General features: G+C 66.7%; 20 protein-coding genes. 8 read left to right on the top strand and 12 right to left on the bottom strand.

Annotated features, from left to right (window positions below; all coding sequences use genetic code 11):
* Positions 1-33 precede the first annotated feature (33 nt).
* From GO488_RS07465 to uvrA, 3 genes are all read right to left on the bottom strand, one after another.
* Positions 34-1,923, bottom strand: a complete 1,890-nt coding sequence (locus tag GO488_RS07465) for a S9 family peptidase (RefSeq protein ID WP_162317142.1) — start codon at positions 1,921-1,923, stop codon at positions 34-36.
* Between the two features lie 61 nt (positions 1,924-1,984).
* Complete coding sequence (locus tag GO488_RS07460; RefSeq protein ID WP_162317141.1) at positions 1,985-3,820, bottom strand: sensor histidine kinase; 1,836 nt, start codon at positions 3,818-3,820, stop codon at positions 1,985-1,987.
* A gap of 101 nt (positions 3,821-3,921) precedes the next feature.
* Entirely contained in the window at positions 3,922-6,891 is a 2,970-nt protein-coding gene (gene uvrA, locus GO488_RS07455) for an excinuclease ABC subunit UvrA (RefSeq protein WP_162317140.1), read from the bottom strand.
* A 117-nt stretch (positions 6,892-7,008) separates the two neighbouring features.
* On the opposite strand from uvrA, the gene GO488_RS07450 reads away from it, so the two are divergent.
* The 3 genes from GO488_RS07450 to GO488_RS07440 all read left to right on the top strand — a co-directional run bounded on the left by GO488_RS07450 (position 7,009) and on the right by GO488_RS07440 (position 10,574).
* The gene (locus tag GO488_RS07450; RefSeq protein ID WP_162317139.1) at positions 7,009-7,590 is read left to right on the top strand and encodes an LURP-one-related/scramblase family protein; all 582 of its coding nucleotides are present in this window, start codon (positions 7,009-7,011) and stop codon (positions 7,588-7,590) included.
* 126 nt (positions 7,591-7,716) lie between these two features.
* On the top strand, positions 7,717-9,132 hold the full coding sequence (locus GO488_RS07445; protein ID WP_162317138.1) for a DUF6498-containing protein: 1,416 nt from the start codon (positions 7,717-7,719) through the stop codon (positions 9,130-9,132).
* A 50-nt stretch (positions 9,133-9,182) separates the two neighbouring features.
* Complete coding sequence (locus GO488_RS07440; protein ID WP_162317137.1) at positions 9,183-10,574, top strand: LVIVD repeat-containing protein; 1,392 nt, start codon at positions 9,183-9,185, stop codon at positions 10,572-10,574.
* Here GO488_RS07440 and GO488_RS07435 read toward each other — a convergent pair.
* Genes GO488_RS07435 through GO488_RS07425 form a run of 3 tightly spaced genes read right to left on the bottom strand, consistent with a single transcriptional unit; the run spans position 10,571 to position 12,754 of the window.
* Positions 10,571-10,933: a hypothetical protein gene (locus tag GO488_RS07435; RefSeq protein ID WP_162317136.1), complete on the bottom strand. Its 363-nt coding sequence runs from the start codon at positions 10,931-10,933 to the stop codon at positions 10,571-10,573. The two genes, GO488_RS07440 and GO488_RS07435, sit on opposite strands and share 4 nt — an antisense overlap.
* 43 nt (positions 10,934-10,976) lie before the next feature.
* Positions 10,977-12,383, bottom strand: a complete 1,407-nt coding sequence (locus tag GO488_RS07430; protein WP_162317135.1) for a ribonuclease FAU-1 family protein — start codon at positions 12,381-12,383, stop codon at positions 10,977-10,979.
* Positions 12,380-12,754 (bottom strand): DUF7532 family protein, encoded by a 375-nt coding sequence (locus tag GO488_RS07425; protein WP_162317134.1) that lies wholly within the window; start codon positions 12,752-12,754, stop codon positions 12,380-12,382. The genes GO488_RS07430 and GO488_RS07425 overlap by 4 nt, the downstream gene beginning before the upstream one ends.
* 150 nt (positions 12,755-12,904) lie before the next feature.
* Between GO488_RS07425 and GO488_RS07420 the strand changes: the two genes are divergently transcribed.
* Positions 12,905-14,059 (top strand): PKD domain-containing protein, encoded by a 1,155-nt coding sequence (locus tag GO488_RS07420; protein ID WP_162317133.1) that lies wholly within the window; start codon positions 12,905-12,907, stop codon positions 14,057-14,059.
* A gap of 153 nt (positions 14,060-14,212) precedes the next feature.
* Positions 14,213-15,247, top strand: a complete 1,035-nt coding sequence (locus GO488_RS07415; RefSeq protein ID WP_162317132.1) for a PPC domain-containing protein — start codon at positions 14,213-14,215, stop codon at positions 15,245-15,247.
* 142 nt (positions 15,248-15,389) lie between these two features.
* Here GO488_RS07415 and GO488_RS07410 read toward each other — a convergent pair whose 3' ends face one another.
* The gene (locus GO488_RS07410; RefSeq protein ID WP_162317131.1) at positions 15,390-15,545 is read right to left on the bottom strand and encodes a preprotein translocase subunit Sec61beta; all 156 of its coding nucleotides are present in this window, start codon (positions 15,543-15,545) and stop codon (positions 15,390-15,392) included.
* 59 nt (positions 15,546-15,604) lie between these two features.
* On the opposite strand from GO488_RS07410, the gene trxA reads away from it, so the two are divergent.
* Positions 15,605-15,916: a thioredoxin gene (trxA, locus tag GO488_RS07405; RefSeq protein ID WP_338401338.1), complete on the top strand. Its 312-nt coding sequence runs from the start codon at positions 15,605-15,607 to the stop codon at positions 15,914-15,916.
* 72 nt (positions 15,917-15,988) lie between these two features.
* On the opposite strand, the gene fer is transcribed toward trxA, so the two are convergent.
* From fer to GO488_RS07380, 5 genes are all read right to left on the bottom strand, one after another.
* Positions 15,989-16,678, bottom strand: a complete 690-nt coding sequence (fer, locus tag GO488_RS07400; protein ID WP_162317129.1) for a ferredoxin Fer — start codon at positions 16,676-16,678, stop codon at positions 15,989-15,991.
* 93 nt (positions 16,679-16,771) lie between these two features.
* The gene (npdG, locus tag GO488_RS07395) at positions 16,772-17,437 is read right to left on the bottom strand and encodes an NADPH-dependent F420 reductase (RefSeq protein WP_162317128.1); all 666 of its coding nucleotides are present in this window, start codon (positions 17,435-17,437) and stop codon (positions 16,772-16,774) included.
* 54 nt (positions 17,438-17,491) lie between these two features.
* Complete coding sequence (locus GO488_RS07390; protein ID WP_162317127.1) at positions 17,492-17,881, bottom strand: hypothetical protein; 390 nt, start codon at positions 17,879-17,881, stop codon at positions 17,492-17,494.
* Positions 17,882-17,948: 67 nt separating this feature from the next.
* Positions 17,949-18,815 carry a TIGR01548 family HAD-type hydrolase gene (locus tag GO488_RS07385; RefSeq protein WP_162317126.1) on the bottom strand — a complete coding sequence of 289 codons (867 nt, stop codon included), beginning with the start codon at positions 18,813-18,815 and terminating at the stop codon, positions 17,949-17,951.
* A gap of 50 nt (positions 18,816-18,865) precedes the next feature.
* Positions 18,866-19,315 carry a UPF0146 family protein gene (locus GO488_RS07380; protein ID WP_162317125.1) on the bottom strand — a complete coding sequence of 150 codons (450 nt, stop codon included), beginning with the start codon at positions 19,313-19,315 and terminating at the stop codon, positions 18,866-18,868.
* Here GO488_RS07380 and GO488_RS07375 point away from each other — a divergent pair.
* Both GO488_RS07375 and GO488_RS07370 read left to right on the top strand, forming a co-directional pair.
* Entirely contained in the window at positions 19,310-19,831 is a 522-nt protein-coding gene (locus GO488_RS07375; protein WP_162317124.1) for an archaemetzincin family Zn-dependent metalloprotease, read from the top strand. The two genes, GO488_RS07380 and GO488_RS07375, sit on opposite strands and share 6 nt — an antisense overlap.
* Positions 19,832-19,914: 83 nt before the next feature.
* Positions 19,915-20,130 carry a hypothetical protein gene (locus GO488_RS07370; RefSeq protein ID WP_162317123.1) on the top strand — a complete coding sequence of 72 codons (216 nt, stop codon included), beginning with the start codon at positions 19,915-19,917 and terminating at the stop codon, positions 20,128-20,130.
* Positions 20,131-20,169 lie beyond the last annotated feature (39 nt).

Below are 20,169 nucleotides of genomic sequence, written 5' to 3'. Positions count from 1 at the left end.
GTCCGCTCTCGGTCGTCGGTCGTCCTCTCTCTCTCAGTCGTCGGCCGCCGCCACGCCGACGCCGATGCGGCGGTCGAGGAAGTCGTCGAGCAGGCGGAACAGCCGCCTCTTCTGGTCGATGTCCGAGGAGGCGTGGCCCTCCTCGCCGAGTTCCTCGTACTCGAAACCGCCGTCTTCTCCCTGCGAGTACCCCGCTTCCTCCAGCGCGTCGCGGAACAGTCGGGCCTGCGAGACGGGGACGCGGCGGTCGTTGACGCCGTGGAGCATGAACAGCGGGGCCGCGAGGTTCTCGACGTACTCGACGGGCGAGCGCTCGCGGTACAGTTCGGGGTTCTCCTCGGGCGTCCCGAGGTTCTTCTCCATGAGCTCGGTGCGGAAGTGCGGCATCGTCGTCTCGTACATCTCGACGAGGTCGGTGAGCCCGATCCACGCCACGCCCGCGTCGTAGAGGTCGGGGTACTGGACCAGTTGCCAGTACGCCGAGTAGCCGCCGTAGGAGCCGCCGAAGACGGCGACCCGCTCGTCGTCGATCCACTCGCGGCCGTCGAGGACGCGTTCGGCGGCCGTCGCCACGTCGCCCTGTTCGGCCCCGCCCCAGTCGCCGTACAGCGCCCTGACGAACGCGCGGCCGCGACCGGTCGACCCGCGGTAGTTCACCTGCAGCACCGAGTAGCCCCGCTGGGCCAGAAACTGCGTGTAGAGGTCGAAGGACTTCGTGTCCATCGCGCGCGGGCCGCCGTGCGGGTTGACGACCAGCGGCGAGGGCCGCTCGCCGGAGTCGTACAGCAGCGCGCCGATCTCCAGCGTCTCGTAGGGGTCGTGTTCCACGGCGGCCTGCCGCGTCTCGGGGACGCCGTCGGACTCGACGGTGAAGTACTCCGCGTCGGCGAAGTCTTCCGGCGAGAAGGGACCGTATTCGGCTTCCAGCAACGTCTCGGTCTCGTCCGTTTCGAGGTCGTACGCCAGGAGGCTCGGCCGACGCGTCGGCGTGGTGTGGGTCAGCAGGATCCGGCCATCGGCCAGCAGGTCGTCGCCCGCCCGGCCGAGCCCGGCGACGCCGTCGGGGAGGTCGAGTTCGCGCGACTCGCCCGACTCGGCGTCGTAGACCACCGGTACTTTCGACGCCTCGCGCGTGCGGAGCGCGAGGAATCGGTCGCCGTCGGGCAGGAAACACTGGGGGGCTTCGACGAACTCGCCGCCGTACCACGTCACCGACTCGCGCTCAACGTCGTAGACCCCCGAACGTGGGATGTCCTCGCTGTTGTCGGTCAGCAGCAGGCGGTCGCCGTCCGGCCCCCACTCGACCACGCCCGTCTCGGACCCGGTCTCGCCCACGTCGAGGTTTCGCGGGTCCGATCCGTCTGCCTCGGACACGTAGACGTCCATGTTCTCGAAATCGTCGGCCTCGTTGGTCGTGAACGCCAGTCGGTCGCCGTCGGGCGAGAGCAGGCCGGTCCAAACCGCCCGCTCGTAGTCGGTGAGCTTCGCCGTCTCGCCGCCGGACAGGTCGTGGCCGTAGAGGTTCATCTGCCCGTCGCGCGTCGACCCGACCAGCAGCGTCTCGCCGTCCTCGCTCACGTCCATGATCTGGACCTGCCCGTCCAGCTCGACGACCGGTTCGACCGCTCCCTCGCGGTCGATCGCGTAGACGTCGTTCTGCTCGTCGCCGCCCTCGTCGCGGTGGAAGAACACGCGGTCGCCGTCGGCTCCCCACTCGAGGAACCAGCGGGCGTTGCGCGGCACCTCGCCGTCGCTCCACCGTTCGTGTTCGCCGCTCTCGACGTCTAAGACGTGCAGCTCGTTGCGGCCGCTGCCGTCGTAGTAGAACGCGACTTCGGTGCCGTCCGGCGACGCCGTCGGATGGGCCAGCGTCGGCAGGCCGGCGAGCGCGTCGAGTACGTCGTCAGTCTCGGAGTCGGACATGCCGTCCGTGGTGTCGGGCGACGCGTTTGTAACTGTTCTGCCGGGGCTCTCGACACCTCCATCAGCGGGCGCGTGCGGGCGGTTTCGAACGCGTCACCGACGAGGCTGACGCCCCGCCGTCCGTCGAAAAGACGAACCGCGCGCCGTCGGCGTCGCCGTCGAGTTCGACCGTCCAGCCGTGCGATTCGGCCATCGTCCGCACGATAGAGAGGCCGAGTCCGGTCCCCTCTTCGTCGGTGGTGTAGCCGTCCTCGAAGACCCGTTCGCGGTGGACTTCCGGGATGCCCGGGCCGTCGTCGGCGACGGCGAACCCGTCGTCGGTCGCTTCCACCGTGACGGTTACGTCGGCGGGGCCGTGTTCTGCGGCGTCGTCGGACCGCGTTCGGCCGCTCGTAGAGCCGTGCTCCACGGCGTCGTCAGGTTGCAGCCGACTGCTCGTGGAACTGTGTTCCACAGCGTTTCGAAACAGGTTCTCGAAGATGGAGAGGAGTTTGCTCCGGTCGGCTTCGACGGTTCGCTCGCCGGTGAGCGACAGCGTCGCGCCGCTGGTCTCGACGTTTCCCCAGGCTTCCCAGGCGGTCGTCGAGAGCGACACCGGTTCCGTCTCCTCGACGGTCTTGCCGCCCCGAGCGAGGGTGAGGAGGTCCTCGATTATCTCGCCCATCCGCTCGTGGCTGTCCCGGGTCTTCGCGAGGTCCGCCCGCGCCGATTCGAGTTCGTCGCCGGAGAGCGAGTCGGCGGCGAGTCGCTCGGCGAGCAGTTCGGCGTGGCCGTCGGCGACGCTAATGGGGTTTCGCAGGTCGTGAGAGATCGCGCTCGCGACCTGTTCCAGCCGCTCGTTCTGCTTGGCCAACTGCCACCGCGAGCGTTCGAGGTCGGTGACGTCCCGAAGCAGAATCGAGTACCAGTCCGCCCCGCCGCCGTCGTCGCCCACGCGCGAGGCGTTCACGGAGTAGTGGCGGGTGTCCCCGCTGACGTCGAGCGTCAACCGCGCGGATGCGTCGCCGGCTTTGGGTCCGAGGTCGATCCCGGCCGCGAGCGTCGGGTGAACGTCGACGAACGCCTCTCCGATGCGGTCGCCCGCTCTCGGAAGGACGGCCAGCGCCGCGTCGTTGAAATCGACGAGCCGGCGCTCGTCGTCGAGGACGAACACCGGGTCGCGGAGCTCTTCGACCACGGCGTTTCTGGCGACCGGCAACACGTCGAACAGCCGGAAGCGAAACAGCGCCAGCGAGACGAACACCAGGTAGGGCAACACGCCGAACTCGACGATAGAGAGTCCGTCGACGAGTGACAGGCCGCCGCTGTCCAGAACGATGGCGAGCATCACCGAGAGCACTCCGAGGACGAACAGCGCCTGTTGGTTCCGCGACCGCTGGGGCGTCGAGAGCATGTATCTGGTGACACAGTAGAGCCCGTACGCGGCGACGGCCATGAGCAGCAGGCCCAGCGTCTCGTAGAGCGGCGTCTTCTCGACGATCACGTAATGAAATGGTTCGGTATGGGCCTCGAAACCGCGATAGAAGAGGCTCCGGAACGGCTCTACCCACGTCGGAAGTAGCGCGAGCAGAACGATACCGCCCAGTACCGTCCCGACGACCGGGTGACGGTGGAAGTTCGCCTCGGAGTAGACGGCGGTGAAGACGACGACGGCGACGAACGTCACGGCGGTGAACTTCGCGGTGAAGATGGCCGCCAGGATCTGGAGATCCGCGTCCTTTACGAGGATATGCGCCAGAAAACAGGCCAGCCACGCCACGCCAGATATCAGGTGGAGTAAGAACCAGTCCGACCCGCGGACGCTCCTGTGATGGACGTACACCCAGACGGCGAGCGCCCCGCCGATGACGATGGTCACCGAGAGGGCGACCGCGTACGCGGCGAAGACGAGAGGCATACTCGTGAACTGACGGGAGCGTCCTTATGTTCGACCCGTCGGCTATCACGCGTGATACTCTCCGGGAACACCCCTCCGCGCGAACGCCGACAAAGGCGCTCTCAGTCGTCCGCGGCGGGCGCGGCCACGTCGCTGTCGGCGCGCGGTCCCTCCAAGTCCACGTCGGGGAGCAGGTCGCGGAGGTACCGCCCGGTGTGGGAATCCTCGTTCTCGGCGACCGATTCGGGCGTCCCCGCGGCGACGAGGTCGCCGCCGTGCTCGCCGCCCTCCGGTCCGAGATCGACGACGTGGTCGGCGTTCTTCACAAGGTCGAGTTCGTGTTCGATGACGACGACGGTGTTGCCGTTGTCGGTCAGGCGGTGGAGCACGTCGATGAGCTTCCGCTCGTCCTCCGGATGGAGTCCGGTGGTCGGTTCATCGAGCAGGTACAGCGTCTCGCCGGAGTCCTTCTTGCCGAGTTCCTCGGCGAGTTTGATGCGCTGGGCCTCGCCGCCCGAGAGCGTCGTCGAGGGCTGGCCGAGCCGCATGTAGTCCAGGCCGACGTCCTTCAGGAGCTTCAGCCGGCGGCGGATACCGGTGTGGCTCTCGAAGAAGTCGTAGGCCTCCTCGACGGTCATGTCGAGCACGTCGGCGATGGTCTTGCCCTTGAACTCCACGTCCAGCGTCTCGTCGTTGTAGCGCGCGCCGTTGCACTCCTCGCAGGGCACCTCCACGTCCGAGAGGAAGTTCATGTCGATGGTGACCGTCCCCTGTCCGCCGCAGGCCTCACAGCGGCCGCCCTTGACGTTGAAGGAGAACCGTCCCTTCTCGTAGCCGCGCTGTTTCGCGAGGCTGGTCTCGGCGAACAGCTCGCGGACGTGGTCGAAGACGTTGGTGTACGTCGCCGGGTTGGAACGCGGCGTGCGGCCGATGGGCGACTGGTCGATCAATCGCACGGTCTCTATCTGGTCGATGCCCTCGATGTCGTCGTGCTCGCCGGGGTAGACGTCGGTGTCGTTCATCCGGCGGACCAGTCCCTTGTAGAGCACGTCGTGCATCAGCGTCGACTTCCCGGACCCGGAGACGCCCGTGATGGCGGTGAAGGTCCCGAGCGGGAACTCCACGTCGAGGTCCGCGAGGTTGTGCTGGCGCGCGCCGCGAACCGTCAGGTGGCCGTCGCCCTCGCGGCGGTCGCCGGGGACCGGGATCGACCGCTCGCCGGCGAGGTACTCGCCGGTGACCGACTCCTCGGTCGCCATCAGTTCCTCCTGGGGGCCGTTGACGACGACTTCGCCGCCGCGCTTGCCGGGGCCGGGACCCATGTCGATTATCTGGTCGGCCCGCCGCATCGTCGCGGTGTCGTGCTCGACGACGATGAGCGTGTTCCCCAGATCGCGCAGTTCCTCTAGGGTGTTCAACAGGCGGTCGTTGTCGCGCTGGTGGAGGCCGATGGAGGGCTCGTCGAGCACGTACAGCACGCCGACGAGGCCCGAGCCGATCTGGGTCGCCAGTCGGATACGCTGGCTCTCCCCGCCGGAGAGCGTCGCCGCCTCGCGATCCAGCGTCAGGTACTCCAGACCGACCTCTTTCATGAAGCCCAGGCGGGCGCGAATCTCCTTCAGAATCTCCTCGGCGATCTTCGTGTCGCGGGCCGAGAGGTTCGCCTCCAGGCCCTCGAAGTGGGCGAGCGCGTCGCCGATGGACATCCGGTTGACCGCCGTGATCGAGGTCCCGTCGACGAGCACCGCCCGCGATTCGGCCTTCAGGCGCGTCCCCTCACAGACCGGGCAGGTCGTCGTCGCCATGAACTCCTCGATGTGTTCGCGTGCGCGGTCGGAGTCCGTCTCGACGTGGCGGCGTTCGAGGTTCGGGATCACGCCCTCGAAGCGCTCGGTCTTCTCGCGCGTGCCGTTCTTCGTCCGCCACTCGAAGTGGACGACGCCGTCGGTGCCGTGGAGGAACTGCCGGCGGATCTCCTCGTCCAGTTCCTCGAACGGCGTCTGCAGGCTGACGCCGAAGTGGTCGGCGACGTTGTCCAGTTGCCGGGAGTAGTAGGTCCGGTCGTAGCTCCACGGCTCGAAGACGTGTTTCAGCGGCTTCGAGGCGTCCCGAATCACGAGGTCCTCGCTGACCTCCTTGGTCTCGCCCAGGCCCTCACAGGCCGGACAGGCCCCGTGCGGGGAGTTGAAGGAGAACGAGCGCGTCTCGATCTCGGAGATGTCGATGCCGCAGTGCGTGCAGGCCAGTTCCTCGGAGAGTTCGACGACGAGCCGGTCGTCGTCGGTCGTCTCGTCGGTTTCGGCGTCCGCCAGGTCGCCCGTCGCCCGCGCCGTCGACCCGCCGAGAGTGTCTGCGGCACCTTCCGGTGGGTCCGGCAGGACGACCTTCAGCGTGCCGTCCGCTTCTTCCAGGGCGGTCTCGACGGAGTCGTTGATGCGCGATCGGGCGTCGTCCGCTATCTTCACGCGGTCGACCACCACGTCGACGGTGTGGTCGTAGTTCTCGTCTAACTCGGGGCGGTCCATCGTCAGGTCGTAGCTCTCGCCGTCGACCTCAACGCGGGCGTAGCCGTCGCTCACGAGGTCGTCGAAGAGATCCTCGAAGGCGCCCTTCTGGTCGCGGACGACCGGCGCACAGAGCTTCGCGCGGGTCCCCTCGGGGAGTTCGAGGATGCGCGAGACCATGTTCTGTGCCGACTGCTCGCCGACCTCGCGGCCACACTCGGGACAGTGGGGCACGCCGATGCGGGCGTACAGCAGTCGGAGGTAGTCGTGCAGTTCGGTGACGGTCCCGACCGTCGAGCGCGGGTTGTTGGCGGCGTTCTTCTGGTCGATGGAGATAGCCGGCGAGAGCCCCTCGACGTTCTCGACCTGCGGTTTGTCCATCTGACCGAGGAAGTTCCGGGCGTACGCCGACAGCGACTCGATGTAGCGCCGCTGGCCCTCGGCGTACACCGTCTCGAAGGCGAGCGAGGATTTGCCCGACCCGGACAGCCCCGTGACGACGGTGAGTTCCTCGCGCGGAATCTCCACGTCGACGTCCTTGAGGTTGTGTTCCTCTGCACCCCTGACCTCGATGACGTCCTTGCTCATCTATGGGTTCCCCAAGGCGGGGACCCGTGAAACCCTGTCGGTTGCGTATTCGTGTCGCCCAATCTGATATGAACGCTCGTGGAAAGGTTCAAGTCACTTTCCGCGGGAGTGGGGCACATGAGTACCGCCCAGAAGTACGACATTCGCGCGGTCGAACTCACCGACGACAGCTACACCGTCGAGCAGAGCCTCGTCCGAAACAAGTACAAGGCGCTCGACGCCGACGGTAACGTCGTCCTCCGAGGTAAACAGAAGATGTTCAAGCTCAAGGAGTCGTTCCCGTTCGTCGACGGCGACGGCGACGACGCCTTCCAGGTGGACGCCGCCGGCTACCTCGACGTGGCCGGCAACTACGTCCTCACCGACTCCCAGACGGGCGAGGAGGTCGTCGTCCTCGACAACGACTTCTCCATCCTGCAGGACACGTGGCGAATCCGGGACGCCGAGACGGGCGAGAAACTCGCGCAGATCGACTCCCGCGGCGCGCTCGTGACGCTCGCTCGCAAGTACCTCCCGTTCGGCGCGTGGATCCCCCACAAGTACGAGATCACCGACGCCGAGGGCGGTCACGTCGGCAACATCGACGGCCAGTTCTCCTTCCGCGACCGCTACGAGATCACCATCGACGACGCCAGTTCCGTCCCGAAAGAGCCCATCGTCGCCGCGGCGATGGTCATCGACGCGATCCAGGGCAACTGAGCCCGGCCGGCGACCGAGCGCAACGGCTATCTCTCTCGGTTCGCTATCGCCGGCCGAGATGGCCGGTCTCAGCCCTCCCTCCGCTCCGAGTCGCTCGTCCGCTCACCCCGCTCGCGTCCGTGATCGATGACAGGCCGTCGCCGCTTCCGCCACGCCGGCGGCCTGCTGTCGATCCTCGTCGCGAACCTCTATCCGCTCGTCGGCGTCGCCGCCCTCGATTGGTCTCTCGGCACCGTTCTCGTCCTCTACTGGGTCGAGATGGGGGTCGTCGCCGTCTGGGCCGGCGCGAGGGCGCTGTTCGCCGAGCGGCAGTCGGCGGGCGTCTCGCACCACCGGACGCCGCTGCGCGAACTCCGCGAGAAGCGCGGCGGCGTCACCCTGTGGTCTGGCGGCCCGCCGGCGTATCTCCGAAACGTCCCCTTCACCGTCGGGCTCGCGGGCGTCTTCCTGTTCATCTGGCTGTGCTACGGCGGCTTCCTGCTGTTGCAGTTCGACCTCGCGGTGGCGCCGACCGGGCGACTCGTCCGGACGGTCGCGCTCGGCGGGATCGCGATGTTCGTCGGGCGCGGCGTCGAGTTCGTCCAGTCCTATCTCGGCGAGGCGGAATACGAAGACGTCTCGGGGCGGATGGTCGTGGCGACGCCGGCCCGACACGCGCTGCTCGTGATACTATTGATGCCGGTCCTGGGCAGCGCCGACGGATTGGAGTCGACGGGCCTGTTCGTCGCCGCTGCCCTCGTGGTCGTCGCCAAACTCGGTTACGAGGTGTTCAACTACCGGGCCGACCGCGTCGGGGACCGAACGAGCGGACTCTGGGCGCGCGTGTTCGGGCCGCGCGACACCAGTGCCCCGCCGCCGGTAGTCGAGACGCCCGCGGGAACGCCTGACGACACCGTCCGACCCTCGACGCCGGGAGTCCTCGTGGGCGGCGTTCTCCCGGGCCTCTCGGTACTGGCGAGTCGCCCGGGCTACGTCGCCGTGATCGCGGCCGTCTTCGGGCTGTTCTGGCTCCCGGCGCTCGCCGTCGCCGTGCTGGCGCTCGTCTCCCTCCTCGTCGCCGGGAAGATAGCGGTCCACTACGCCGTCTACGGTACCGTCGAGTACCGGCGCTACGGCGACGCCATCGTCGCGTACGACCGCTGGCTGGACGAACCCCAGTGGCGCATCGAGCGCGCCGACCTCACCGACCGAGACGTCCCCCGGCGGCTCGCCGGCCGGCTGTCGGGAACCGACGTCATCACGGTCCGGTGGGGCGAGGGTCGCGACGGCACGACGACGAAGGTGCTCGGTCCGTTCGATGACGTGGACGACGCCGCGAGCCGGCTGGGGCTCCCCGTCCGCGAGACGACCGAGCGCGAACCGAACCGCGCCGTCTTCGCTGCGGCGGTCGGCATCGCGTTGACGTTTCTGGTCATCCCCGTCGGGATGGTCGTCTCGGCCGGAATCCCCATCGGAGAGGTGGCCCTGCTGGGTGCCGTCGTCGGCCCGATGTTGCTGTTGGTCCTCGGCCCGCTCCTGTGGGTCGGCGCGATGAACGTCTGAGCGACCCCGGCCACCGGAAGGCTTCTTGCCGTCGCTCCCCGATTGCGCGTATGCGCCGTCGGACGTTTCTCCGAGCGCTCGGTGCGGGAACCGGCGGGATCGCCACCGCTACGGGCACCGCTGGCGCCCATCCGCTACCGACCGACGACGGCACGCCAGCGACGCCCGGCGGCACGCCGACCGGGAGCGACGTGCTTGGAACGCTCGACCTGCCGGGTGCCCGCGAACTCGTCACCAGCCCCGACGGCCACACGGCCTACGTCGCCACCGGCGAGGGCGTCGCCTTCGTCGACGTCGTCTCGCCGACCGCGCCGCGTCTCATCGAGCACCGGACCGACTTGCTCGCCGAGAGCGAGGACGGGCCGATGCGGATCGTCCAGGACGTCGCCGTCGCCGGTGACCGACTGCTCGTCGCCGGCCCGGCCCACCCGACGGAGGGCGCTCACGGTTTCGTCGTCTTCGACGTGAGCGACCGGGAGAACCCCGAGCGCGTCCTCGGCTACGAGACGGACACGCGCGTCCACAACTGCGACTTCGACGGCCGCTACGCCTACCTGACCGCCAACGGGCGCACCGGGAACCCGCTGCTGGTTATCGACACCGACCGCGAGCGCGAGGTCGGGACGTGGTCGCTGTTCGACGCCGACGAGGCCTGGACCGAGGTGCCGGCGGGCCTCCGACCGCTCCACGACGTGTGGGTACAGGACGGACGGGCGTACCTCGCGTACTGGGACGCCGGAACGTGGATTCTGGACGTGGCCGACCCCGCCGACCCCTCGCTCGTCTCGCGGGTCCGCGGCCGGGAGCCAGCCGAACTGTCGGTCATCGACGACCCGGGACTGGAGCGCACAGAACCGCCGGGCAACGACCACTTCGTGACCGTGAACGACGACGCCACGCTGCTGGGCGTCGGCGGGGAGTCGTGGGACCGCGGCGACGACGGGTCCGGCGGACCGAGCGGCATCGAACTGTTCGATATCGCCGAGCCGACCGAACCCGAATCGCTCGCCACCATCGACCCGCCGCCGACCGACGATCCGACGCCCGGCGGCGTGCTGACGACGGCGCACAACTTCGAACTCGCGGACGACCGGTGTTACTCGGCGTGGTACATGGGCGGGGTCCGGGTTCACGACCTCTCGGATCCGACTCACCCTCGGGAGGTGTTCTCGTGGCGCGACTCGGACTCCGCGTCGTTCTGGACCGCCCAGCGCGCCGCCGGCTGTTTCCTCGCCTCGAACACGAACGCCAACGCGGGGAGCGAGGCGCAGCCGGGCGTCTACGCCTTCCCCGACCCCAGAATCGAACCGCCATCGGAGACGCCCGGAGCCGTCGGCGGCGACAGCAGCCTCGTCGGTGCCGCCGGCGACGGGTTCGGAGTCGCCGCGGCGCTCGCGGGCGTCGGTCTCGCTGGAGTGGCCGGTCGAAAACGCGACAGTTAGTTCCGCGCCCAGTCGAGCGCTTCCGCCTCGTCGTCGGAGGTCATCGTCTCGACGCCCATCTCCTCGACCTTCCCCTTGAGCGCGAGGCTCTTGATCCCTTCCGAGACGATGGCCCACTTCGTGATGCCGTACTCGGTGCCGACCTCCGCGGCCTCCTGTGCCTTCTCGAAGACGTCGCTGTTGAGCGACGCCGACATGTTCAGCACCGACATGTGCGCGTCGACCTCGCCGCGGGTGGCGAGCCGCTCGAACTGCTCGTTGACGCGCCTGTACTCCTCGGCGTCGCTCGGCATCCCCTCGGCGAAGTCCGCGACGAGGACGTTGTCTTCTACGTATAGTTTCCAGTTTGATGTGGACATACAACCATCAGTTATCGAGAGGGAGTATATCCGACGTGCCTAACTATTTCGGGTCCAGCGCGTTCGCCACCGCCGCGGCCACGCTCCGGGCGCGCTCGGCGAGGTCCTCGGGGATGTCTCCAGCCTCGACGGCGGCATCGAGTTCGTCGTCGTCGACCCGCTCGACGCGCCCGTCGGCGTGCTTGATAACGTCGACGTGTAAGTCGACGTACCGAGCGGTGTCCGGAAATATCTCGACGGGCGTACAGACGTTGACGTAGGTCCCCTTCTTCTCGCCGTCGCCGTCGCGATACACCGTCGGGTACCACCAGCGTCCCTCCTTCAATTTCGTCTCCGCGATATCGCCGCCCTCCTTCGGGACGCCCAGCGCATCGTACTCCCCGCCGGGCGACATCTCGCGCTCGACCGTGACCGTCCCGTCCGCGCCGACCGACTGCACGTCGGCTCGACCGAGCGTGATGAGTCGGCCGTCGGGTTTGCCGTGGCCGAGCGCGATCGAGCCGCCCGCTCGCGGGCCGAACTGTCGAGCGGTCACGGCGAAGGGGAAGTCCGTCTCGTCGTCCGCACCGGGGTCGGCACAGAGCGCCTCGACGTAGTCGACGGCCGCGCTCGCGGCGTCGTCGCCCGCCTTCACGCGGTGGTGTCCGGTCATCGTTGTCGTAACTGCCCGTCGCTGTTCGTCCAGCGCGAACCGGCTCTCGCGGCCGAACCAGATCCACGTCGTCGCGCCGCCGTCGTAGCGCCGCGCCGGCGCGTCCTCAGAAGCGATTCCCACCCCGTCGAGCGCCGCGTCGATCGCTTCCGCCCGCTCGTTGGCCGCCGAGAGGGCGTCCGCGAGCCCGTCGAAGCTCGCGTCGTCGCTCTCGCGCTCCCACGAGACGCCCCAGCCCTCGCGGGGGTCGGCGGCGATGACGTCCAGCATCGCCGGCCCACCGGCCGTCGTGCTGTTCGACCCCCCACGTTCCAGCGTCAGGAGTTCGCCGCGCACCGCGATCGTGGTATCGAGGACCGGTCGACCGTCGGTCCACGGAGCGCTCCCCTCGACGACTTGCACACGAAGGCAGTCGCCGGCCTCGACGCGGTCGTCGGCGTTCGCGTAAGGGAGAAACCCCTCGCCGTCGCCGCAGTCCACGACCGCACCGCTCCCGCGCGTCTCGGTCACCTCGCCGTCGTAGACCGCTTCCGCGGGCAGCGGGTCGGCCCAGTGGAGCGTGTCCCGACCGAGGTCGCCGAGGTGATCGAGGACGCGCTCGACGGGTTCGCTATCGCCGCTGACGCCGACGCCCTGTCGGTCGTCGGTGGTCTCCACCGTCGCCGCCGCTCGCTCCGTCGGAAAGTCTGCGTCGAAGCGCTCCTCGATGGGTCCGGAGGCCTGCACCACGTCGAGGCCGGCATCGCTCAGCAACCGGGTCAGCGCCGTCGCGTAGATGCCCCTGACCCGGACACTCATAGGGCGTCCTCGTCCGCCGCGAAGCGGACCCGACCGTTCACGGTCGGCCCCAACCGCAGCTCGACCACGTCGTCGGAGAGCACGCGCCCACCTTCGACGGGGACGCCCCACGAATCGAAGCGGAGATAGCCGCGGATGTCGTCGGCGTGGGTGAACAGATCGAGGTACTCGACGGCGTGGGTCTGGATCTCCGAGGCGCTGTGTGCGCGGTCCATGTCGGAGTAGACGGTCTCGCGGTCGGCGAAGAACGCTTCGAGGTCGGTGGCGGCCGCGTCCGTCGCGGCGACGACGGCCTCCGAGGCCGCTTCGATGGTCTCCTGCTCGACGCCTGCCTGTCGAAGCGCGCGCTGTTCGCGCTGCGTGAAGTGCATACCGACCATTGTTAGCGGGAGGTAGAAAACGTCGCGGACTCCGATGCTGACGGCGGCGGCGACCACTACCGCAGCTATCCCCTCGACCGAGGTGATTCCTCCGATACGAATACATAATTTTATACCCGAAACCCTCTCCAGCAGGAAACGATGCGAACGACGGGGGTGGTCGTCGCCGCGCTCGCGGTGCTCGCAGTAGCGGCTACGGCTAGTGCGGCCGCCGCTGCCGAGAATCGGCCGCCGCTGACCGACGCGGGACTCGACCAGACGGTCACGGCCAATACGACGGTGTATCTCGATGCGAACGGCTCGCGGGACCCGGACGGGACTATCACCCGCGTCGAGTGGTCGATCCGGACGCCCGGTGGCGACGCCATCACGCCGGCGTGTCCGACCTGCCGCCAGACCGAGTTCCGCCCCGACGGGACCGGCCGGTACGCCGTCACGGTTCGCGCCACCGACGACGACGGCGCGACTCGCGCGGATACGCTGTACGTCACGGTCACGCCGTCGAACGGGCCGGCCGTCTCTCTCACCGCACCCGATACGGTCGACCGACGTTCCAACGTGCGCCTCACGGCGACCGTCGCCGGAAACGACGTCCCCATCTCGACCGTCGACTGGTTGGTCGACGGACGCGCCACGAACCACACGTCGCTGTCCCGCGAGAACGCGACGGTGAACACGACTCACTCGTTCGACGCCACTGGCTCTCGAACCGTGCGCGTCGTCGCCTACGACCAACTCGGCCGGCGCGGGACAGCGATGGAGAGCGTTCGGGTCGTCAATGCCACTGGTAGAGGTAGCAGCGATGCGTCTTCGAACAACTGTCACTTCTGGGAACAGAACTGTCTCACGGACGCCACGTTCCGAAACGTGAATACTGGCGAGCGGACCATCATGGACGCCAACGGCGACGGGAAAATCACGCTGTGGATCGATGGCCAGCCGGTAGATGCGGGTGACTACGTGAATACGGAGGACTACGCCCAAGATAACGGCGGATATGGGTACAACCTAGACGAACTTGAGTCCGATGTGATGTCTGAACGTAAACGCCGTCAGAGTAGCAACGACGATTCTTCTTCAGACAGTAATAGCGGTTCAGATTCCTCCGACGAGGACTCTGATGATACCAGTGGGGCGGGCGGTTGTGCCTATTGTACTGGCGGATATGCTGGTTATGGAGACGACGACTCTAGTGATTCAGACGCAGCGGAAAACAGCGGAGCGGGGGCCTGCCTCTATTGTCGGCTGGCGAGTCCAGCGGCGACGACTCTTGGTCTAGTGGTGGTGAGTGGATAGAGACCTCTCTCGTCAAGACGGCCGCTCCTCATTCTCTGGAGGGCGAGTGGCGTGAAGTGAGAGTGTTTCCAGCCCGTAACATTATTCGATTTTCTTCGTATTTATATACTATCGCATCTGAAGTTGATTACAATGAAATATAGGAAATCTCATATGCTACGAACGACTTCTACTCGCTCTCGAAACCTACTGTCGACGCTACTGGTAGCGTTTCTCCTGATTACCGCAGGATGTAACGGCATCGACGTCGACCCGAGTGACACTGGCCCTGATAGAACGACAGGCACACCTGTCACCGGAACGCCGACGGCACCAACAGCGACGCCGACACCGACCGTGCCCGAGAACGGCACCGACCTCCGTAGTGTCACAGTCGGACAATCCGGTGTCGGTGAACTGGATAGTGGTGACCCGCAAGATGGAGGTAGATACTATGAGCGGGTAGAGTTCGCAGCAGAAGCGAACACGACGCTCAACATTACGATGGGGTCATCTATAGGCAATCCGAAGATGCGATTGGTTGCCCCCAACGGGACCACCCTCGGTAGTAACGACGACGGCGGAATGGACAACGCCGCCAAGTTCAAGAAAATCGAAATCCCAGAGACGGGGCAGTACACTATCATAGCAACGTCCAGCACCCCCAATGCGACGTTCGACTACATCTTGACAGTCAAAGACATTACTGATGAAATCCCGGCTAACTGGAACGAGTACAAACGGTACAGAGAGTTCGCACACGACTACCGTGACGTTGCCGCGGACACGACCACGCCAGATGAGGCCGTGTTCCGGGACTATTCAGTTAATACAGAACAAGACTACGTGGTCGTGACTTACGTAATGGACTCAAATGTGTCCGGTGATGACCGCGCCGGAATAGACGCGACTCTCCTGCTCACCTATGAGAACCTCTATGAAGATTATTCAGACGAGAATGCCTCTTTCACTGATGAGACATGGATTCCCGACCGGGTATATCACCGCGCGGTGACGCCGGACGGCGAATTGTATCGAACTACCTTCATCAAAACTAAGTGGGCAAAGGAGATGGTCGAGACGGACGAACTCGATCAGTATCTGTTTCGGTACCTCGCTACCATGCGAAAAGGCCCCGCTGATTCGGACTACGTTGAGGGCGCGGACAACTCTACAACCGAGGTGGGCTACGACGTGATAGAGGAGTAAGCGGAGACCTGTTTCTGACCGTTCTCTTTTCCTGCTGCGCTGATTCTTGCGAGATGTAGTACGACTAGCCAGCATAGCGTGTCTGTGTTCCTGCGAATGATTCGACTCCGGCGTCTCAGCAGTAGAAGATGGTTCGCTACGCTTAGACCATCGCGTTCAGGACCAAGATCAGGCCGCCGAACAGGACGCCGAAGGCGACGATGGTTCGCGGGTCGATACGGATAGTGTTGCTGTCCTCGGCGTCGAAGTACCGGACTAGCCCGGCACTCGACATCAGCCCGCCACTGTCACTGCTCATATCTTTCCCTCCCCGTTCGCGCGGAGTAAGCTTTTCGGGTTCGTTCGCGACGCACCCACATGGATAACCCTTATCAGACCCCACAGACAATCTCGAAGGGAACCATGACGGTCACGCTCAAGGACTTCTACGCTGACTGGTGCGGCCCCTGCAAGACCCAAGACCCCATCCTCGAGGACTTAGAGGATGAGTGGACCGACGTGACGTTCGAGAAGATCAACGTCGACGAAGAGCAGGACGTCGCGAACGAGTATCAGGTACGTTCCCTGCCGACGCTCATCGTCGAGAACGACGACGGCGTCGTCGAGCGCTTCGTCGGCGTCACGCAGGCCGACGATATCGAGGACGCCCTCTCGCAGGCCGGAGCGTAAGGCGACTACTCTTTTCGCGCTCGGGTTCGCCGCCGGTCGACCGCTCGCTGTCGCGAGCGGTGCGTCCGCGATTCAGTCCGTCGAGGAAGTCTGTTCGAACCGACTCGCGGGCAGGAGGAGGTCGCGGATCGCCGGCAGGTGCTTGACGTTGTAGACGATCCTCGCGTCGGTCGTCGGCGCGGCGATACAGGAGAGGCGGATCCCGCGGTCGTGGAGCTCCTTCGGGAGGATGTGACTCGCGGGCGAGGGCATCTCGCCGTCGACGATAGCGACGGCGCAGTTCGTACAGGCCCCGCCTCGACAGGCGAAGGGCCAGGCGTACCCCTCGTCTTCGGCGGCTTCGAGCAGCGTCTCGTTCTCTTCGACGTAGAAGTAACCGTGGGTCTCACCGCCGAGTTCGTCGTCGGCCGCCTTCTCGAAGAGGTCGTCGTCTGTCAGTTGCCAGCCGCGGGACTCCATCGCCTCGTAGTCGAGGAACTCGACTTTGACGCCTTCGGGTTCCGGCTGCTCGTCCTTCTCTCCTGCATCTCCGCCGGCCGTCGGCCGTCCGGTTCGGGCCGTCGTCGCCCCGGCCGGGCTGATCTCCTCGCCGGGTTCGTAGCCGCTCTGGATGCGTTCGTAAGCACGCTGGACGGCACGAAACTCCTCGGTGGAGCCGCCCTGGTCGGGATGAACCTCTTTGACCAGTTCTCGGTAGGCGTCGGAGACTTCGTCCTCGTCCGCGTCGGGGTCGACACCGAGAATTTCGTATGGAGACGCCACACACGAGCGATAGGACTCGGTCGGGAAAAGTGCTCCTTCAGGCGTGTGAACTCGGCCCACGGGACGGCTTTCCGCGGACCGGTCCGAACGGGGCTACTGAAACGTGACACCGAGGTCGTGCATTCCGTCGTTGTGGCGGGCAACGTTGATGAGCAGCGGCGTCAGTCCCTCGATCTCGGCGGCGTTCGAGAGCGGGCCGCCGTCGAGCGGTCGGAGCCCCTCGATGCCGTCGGCGAGTTCACAGACGGTGTCTTTCGGGTCCGTCTCGTCGCCGACGACGATGGTGTCCCAGTCGATCTCCGCGTCTAAGTTCGCCAGCCGACCCGCCGCGAGGTTGTGGAACGCGCCGACGACCTGCGTCCCCTCGGGGGCGGCCTGTGCGGCCAGTTCCGTGACGCTGCCGACGCCGGGGCGGTTGTAGTGGAAGCCGTCCTCGTCGCGTTTCATGCCGACGGCGGGCGAGACGAGGATGGCGTCGTCGAGATGGTCGGCGACGGCCTCGATGGTATCGGTGAGGTGGTAAGCGGGGACGGCGACGACGACGACGTCCGCGCGGGCGGCGGCGTCCTCGTTGCCCAGTCCCTCGACGGTGACGTCCGTGCCGCGACTGGCGAGTTCGGTCTCGTACTCCTCGGCCTTGTTCTCGGCTTTCTCGGGGTCCCGCGACCCGACGATGACGTCGTGGTTCGTGTCGTACGCCCAGCGGAGGGCGAGGCCCTCGCCGATGTCGCCGGTGCCGCCGAGTAACGCGATATCCATGTCTACGCGGTGGGCCGACCGGTGAATAAGCGTTGTGCGACCGGTGGTGCTTGCCTACGTGTAGCGGTCCCACGCGAGGTCGAAGCCGCCGCCGTAGGCGACGTACAGCGCCGCGGCGAGGCCGACGACGTAGGCGAGCAACTGGACGACGATGCCGAGCGGCCCGGTGTGTCCCAGCAGGAGCGCCGACGGCGTGGCCAGGACCACCGTGACGAGGAAGATGACGAGGATGAAGATGGCCATGCGGCCGGGCCGGTGCGCGGAGTCGAATATCGCCCGGTTCGACGAGATCGTCCAGTACGCGGCCGGGAACGCGACGACGGCGAAGCCGACGGCGTACAGCTGCACGTAGTCGATAGACGGTTCGAACACCGCCGCCCCGCCCACGAGACCGGCCCAGACGCTCACCAGCAGCGCCCACGCGACCATCGCCTTCCGTCCCATGTCGCCGGGTTTCCACCTCGGCCGGGAAATCCCTGCCGTTCTCGTGCCGACTGTCGGCCGGAACGTGCTACCCCAGCAGGTCCGGCAGGTCGTTGACCGTCTCGACCACCGCGCTCGCGCCGGCGGCGGCGTACTTCCGGCGACCGTCCTCGCCGGTCAGCCCGCCGGTCAGGACGCCGACGCCGTAGTACACTCGGTCGTCGTCCGCGGCGTCGGCATTGACGGCGGTCTTCACGTCGTCGAGCGTATCGCCCGCGAAGGCCACTCGCTCGGCGTCGAAGCGCTCGGCCAACGTCACGAGGGCGGCCGGATGGGGTTTCCCCTCCGCCCAGTCGTCCATCGTGAACCGGTGATCCTCGGGCAGGTCCAACCCGACGCGCTCCATCGCGATGTCGGCCTCCGCGGCGGGACGGCCGGTGACGACGCCGACGGCGTAGCGGTCCCGCAACGCCGCCAGCGTCTCGGCGTCGACCAGCACCGGTTCGTCGTTGATGTAGCCGGGCGCGTCGAACGCCGGATCGCCGCCTTCGAGGTCGCGGTACAGATCGCTCCCGAGATACAGCGTCTGGAACACGTCGCGGAGTTCGTCGGGGTCCCACGCGTCGAACACCCGTTCGGCGGCCCCTTCGTCGAGGCGGTCCCGAACGACGGCTTCGGCCGCCGACAGGCCGCCGCCCCGCTCGGCGATCGCGTCGGTGAAACTCGCCACGTCGCCCGCGCTCCCCTCGCGGTCGGCCAGTACGTACAGCGCCGCCGCGTCGGTCAGTTCCCAGTCGTTGTTGAACCCGCCGGCGTCCTTGAACCGCTGGATGTCGGCCCGTTCGATGGTGTCGTCGTACACTCGCTGGACGGACTCGATGACGGCCCGCCGGTAGGAATCGGCGACGTCCACGAGGACGCCGTCGATGTCTAAGACGACCGCGTCGACTTGCATACTCGCTTCTGGTCGTCGCCCTTGAAGCGCCTTGCTATGTCGGCCACTCGCTATCGGCCGCCGGGACCGTCCACGGCCCGGAACAGCGTCACGCGGCCGTCGAGTTGCTCGCGCTCGACGGGCACCGCCGGCTGGTCGCCGCCCAGCGTCGTGAACCAAAAGTCCGCGCCGACGCGTCGGGCGACTTCGCGCGCCGGCCCGTGGAGCTCCGGCGGGAGGTTCCGCGCGAAGACGACGTCGGTTCCCTCGTAGACGGTCAACTCGGGGTCGGTCACGTCGTCTTCGACGAAGATAACGCCGTCGGGAACCGACCGCGGCGTGATGTCCGTCGCCGTCACGTCGACGCCGCGGTCGGCCAGCGCCGCGGCCACGTCGGGGCGGTTGCCGATGCCGACCTCCACCACGCTATCGGCGGTCGCCAATCGGCCGACGAGGGTCCGTTCTGCGTCGCTCACGTCGGGATGTTTAAGCGCCACCGTCTCATATGCATTCTCATGCATGTCGACATCGTCCCGGTGGGCGACGTCTCTGCCCAGGTGAAACGCGAGGCCTCCGAGGGCCTTCGCACCACCTACGACTGCGACGTCTCCATGCACGAACCGCAGTCGATTCCCGCCGGTGCGTACGATGGCGACCGCGACCAGTACCGCGCCGAGGAGTTCATCGACCTCGCACGGCGCGTCGGCGCGGGCGAGAAGAACATCGCCATCACCCCCAAGGACCTCTTCTACCGCCGCCGCAACTACGTGTTCGGCCTCGCCTACCTCGGCGGCTCGGGAAGTGTCATCTCGACGTATCGCCTCCAGACCTCCTCCGACGGCGGCTTCTCGAACCAGTCGGCCAGCGACATCTTCGCTGCCCGCGTTCGCAAAGAGGTCGTCCACGAGATCGGCCACACGCTCGGGCTGGAACACTGTGACAACAAGCGCTGCGTGATGAACTTCTCGCCGACCGTCCGACAGGTGGACGTCAAGGAGCCGTCGCTGTGTGGCTCCTGCCAGCGAAGCGTCCTCTGAACGGGCGAAATCGCCCGACTGCGCTGCCCCTAACGAGTTAGGCCGCGGAGCTAACCCCCTCTACCCGTTATAGGCGATTGCAAATGAGCAAGAGTCAGTCAGGCGACCGAGCCGAGGAACTGGGTGACATCTTCGTCTCGGTCACCGGCGACGAATCGGTCACCGAACGACAGGACGGCGACTCCCCCGACCGAGAGCTCCGACCCGACGAGGAGTTCGACCCAGAGGAGGTCGCCGACGGACTCGACGACGCCGTCGCCGGGTCCGAGACCGGCGACACCAGCGACCCCGCCGCGTAAGCGGTTCCCGGGAGTGTGTTCTCTTTTCGATAGGTGGGC

The sequence above is a fragment of the Haloarcula limicola genome (assembly GCF_010119205.1).
Classification (GTDB): domain Archaea; phylum Halobacteriota; class Halobacteria; order Halobacteriales; family Haloarculaceae; genus Haloarcula; species Haloarcula limicola.
The sequence above is the reverse complement of the archived record's forward strand: the minus strand, read 5'-3'. Positions and strand labels throughout refer to the sequence as shown.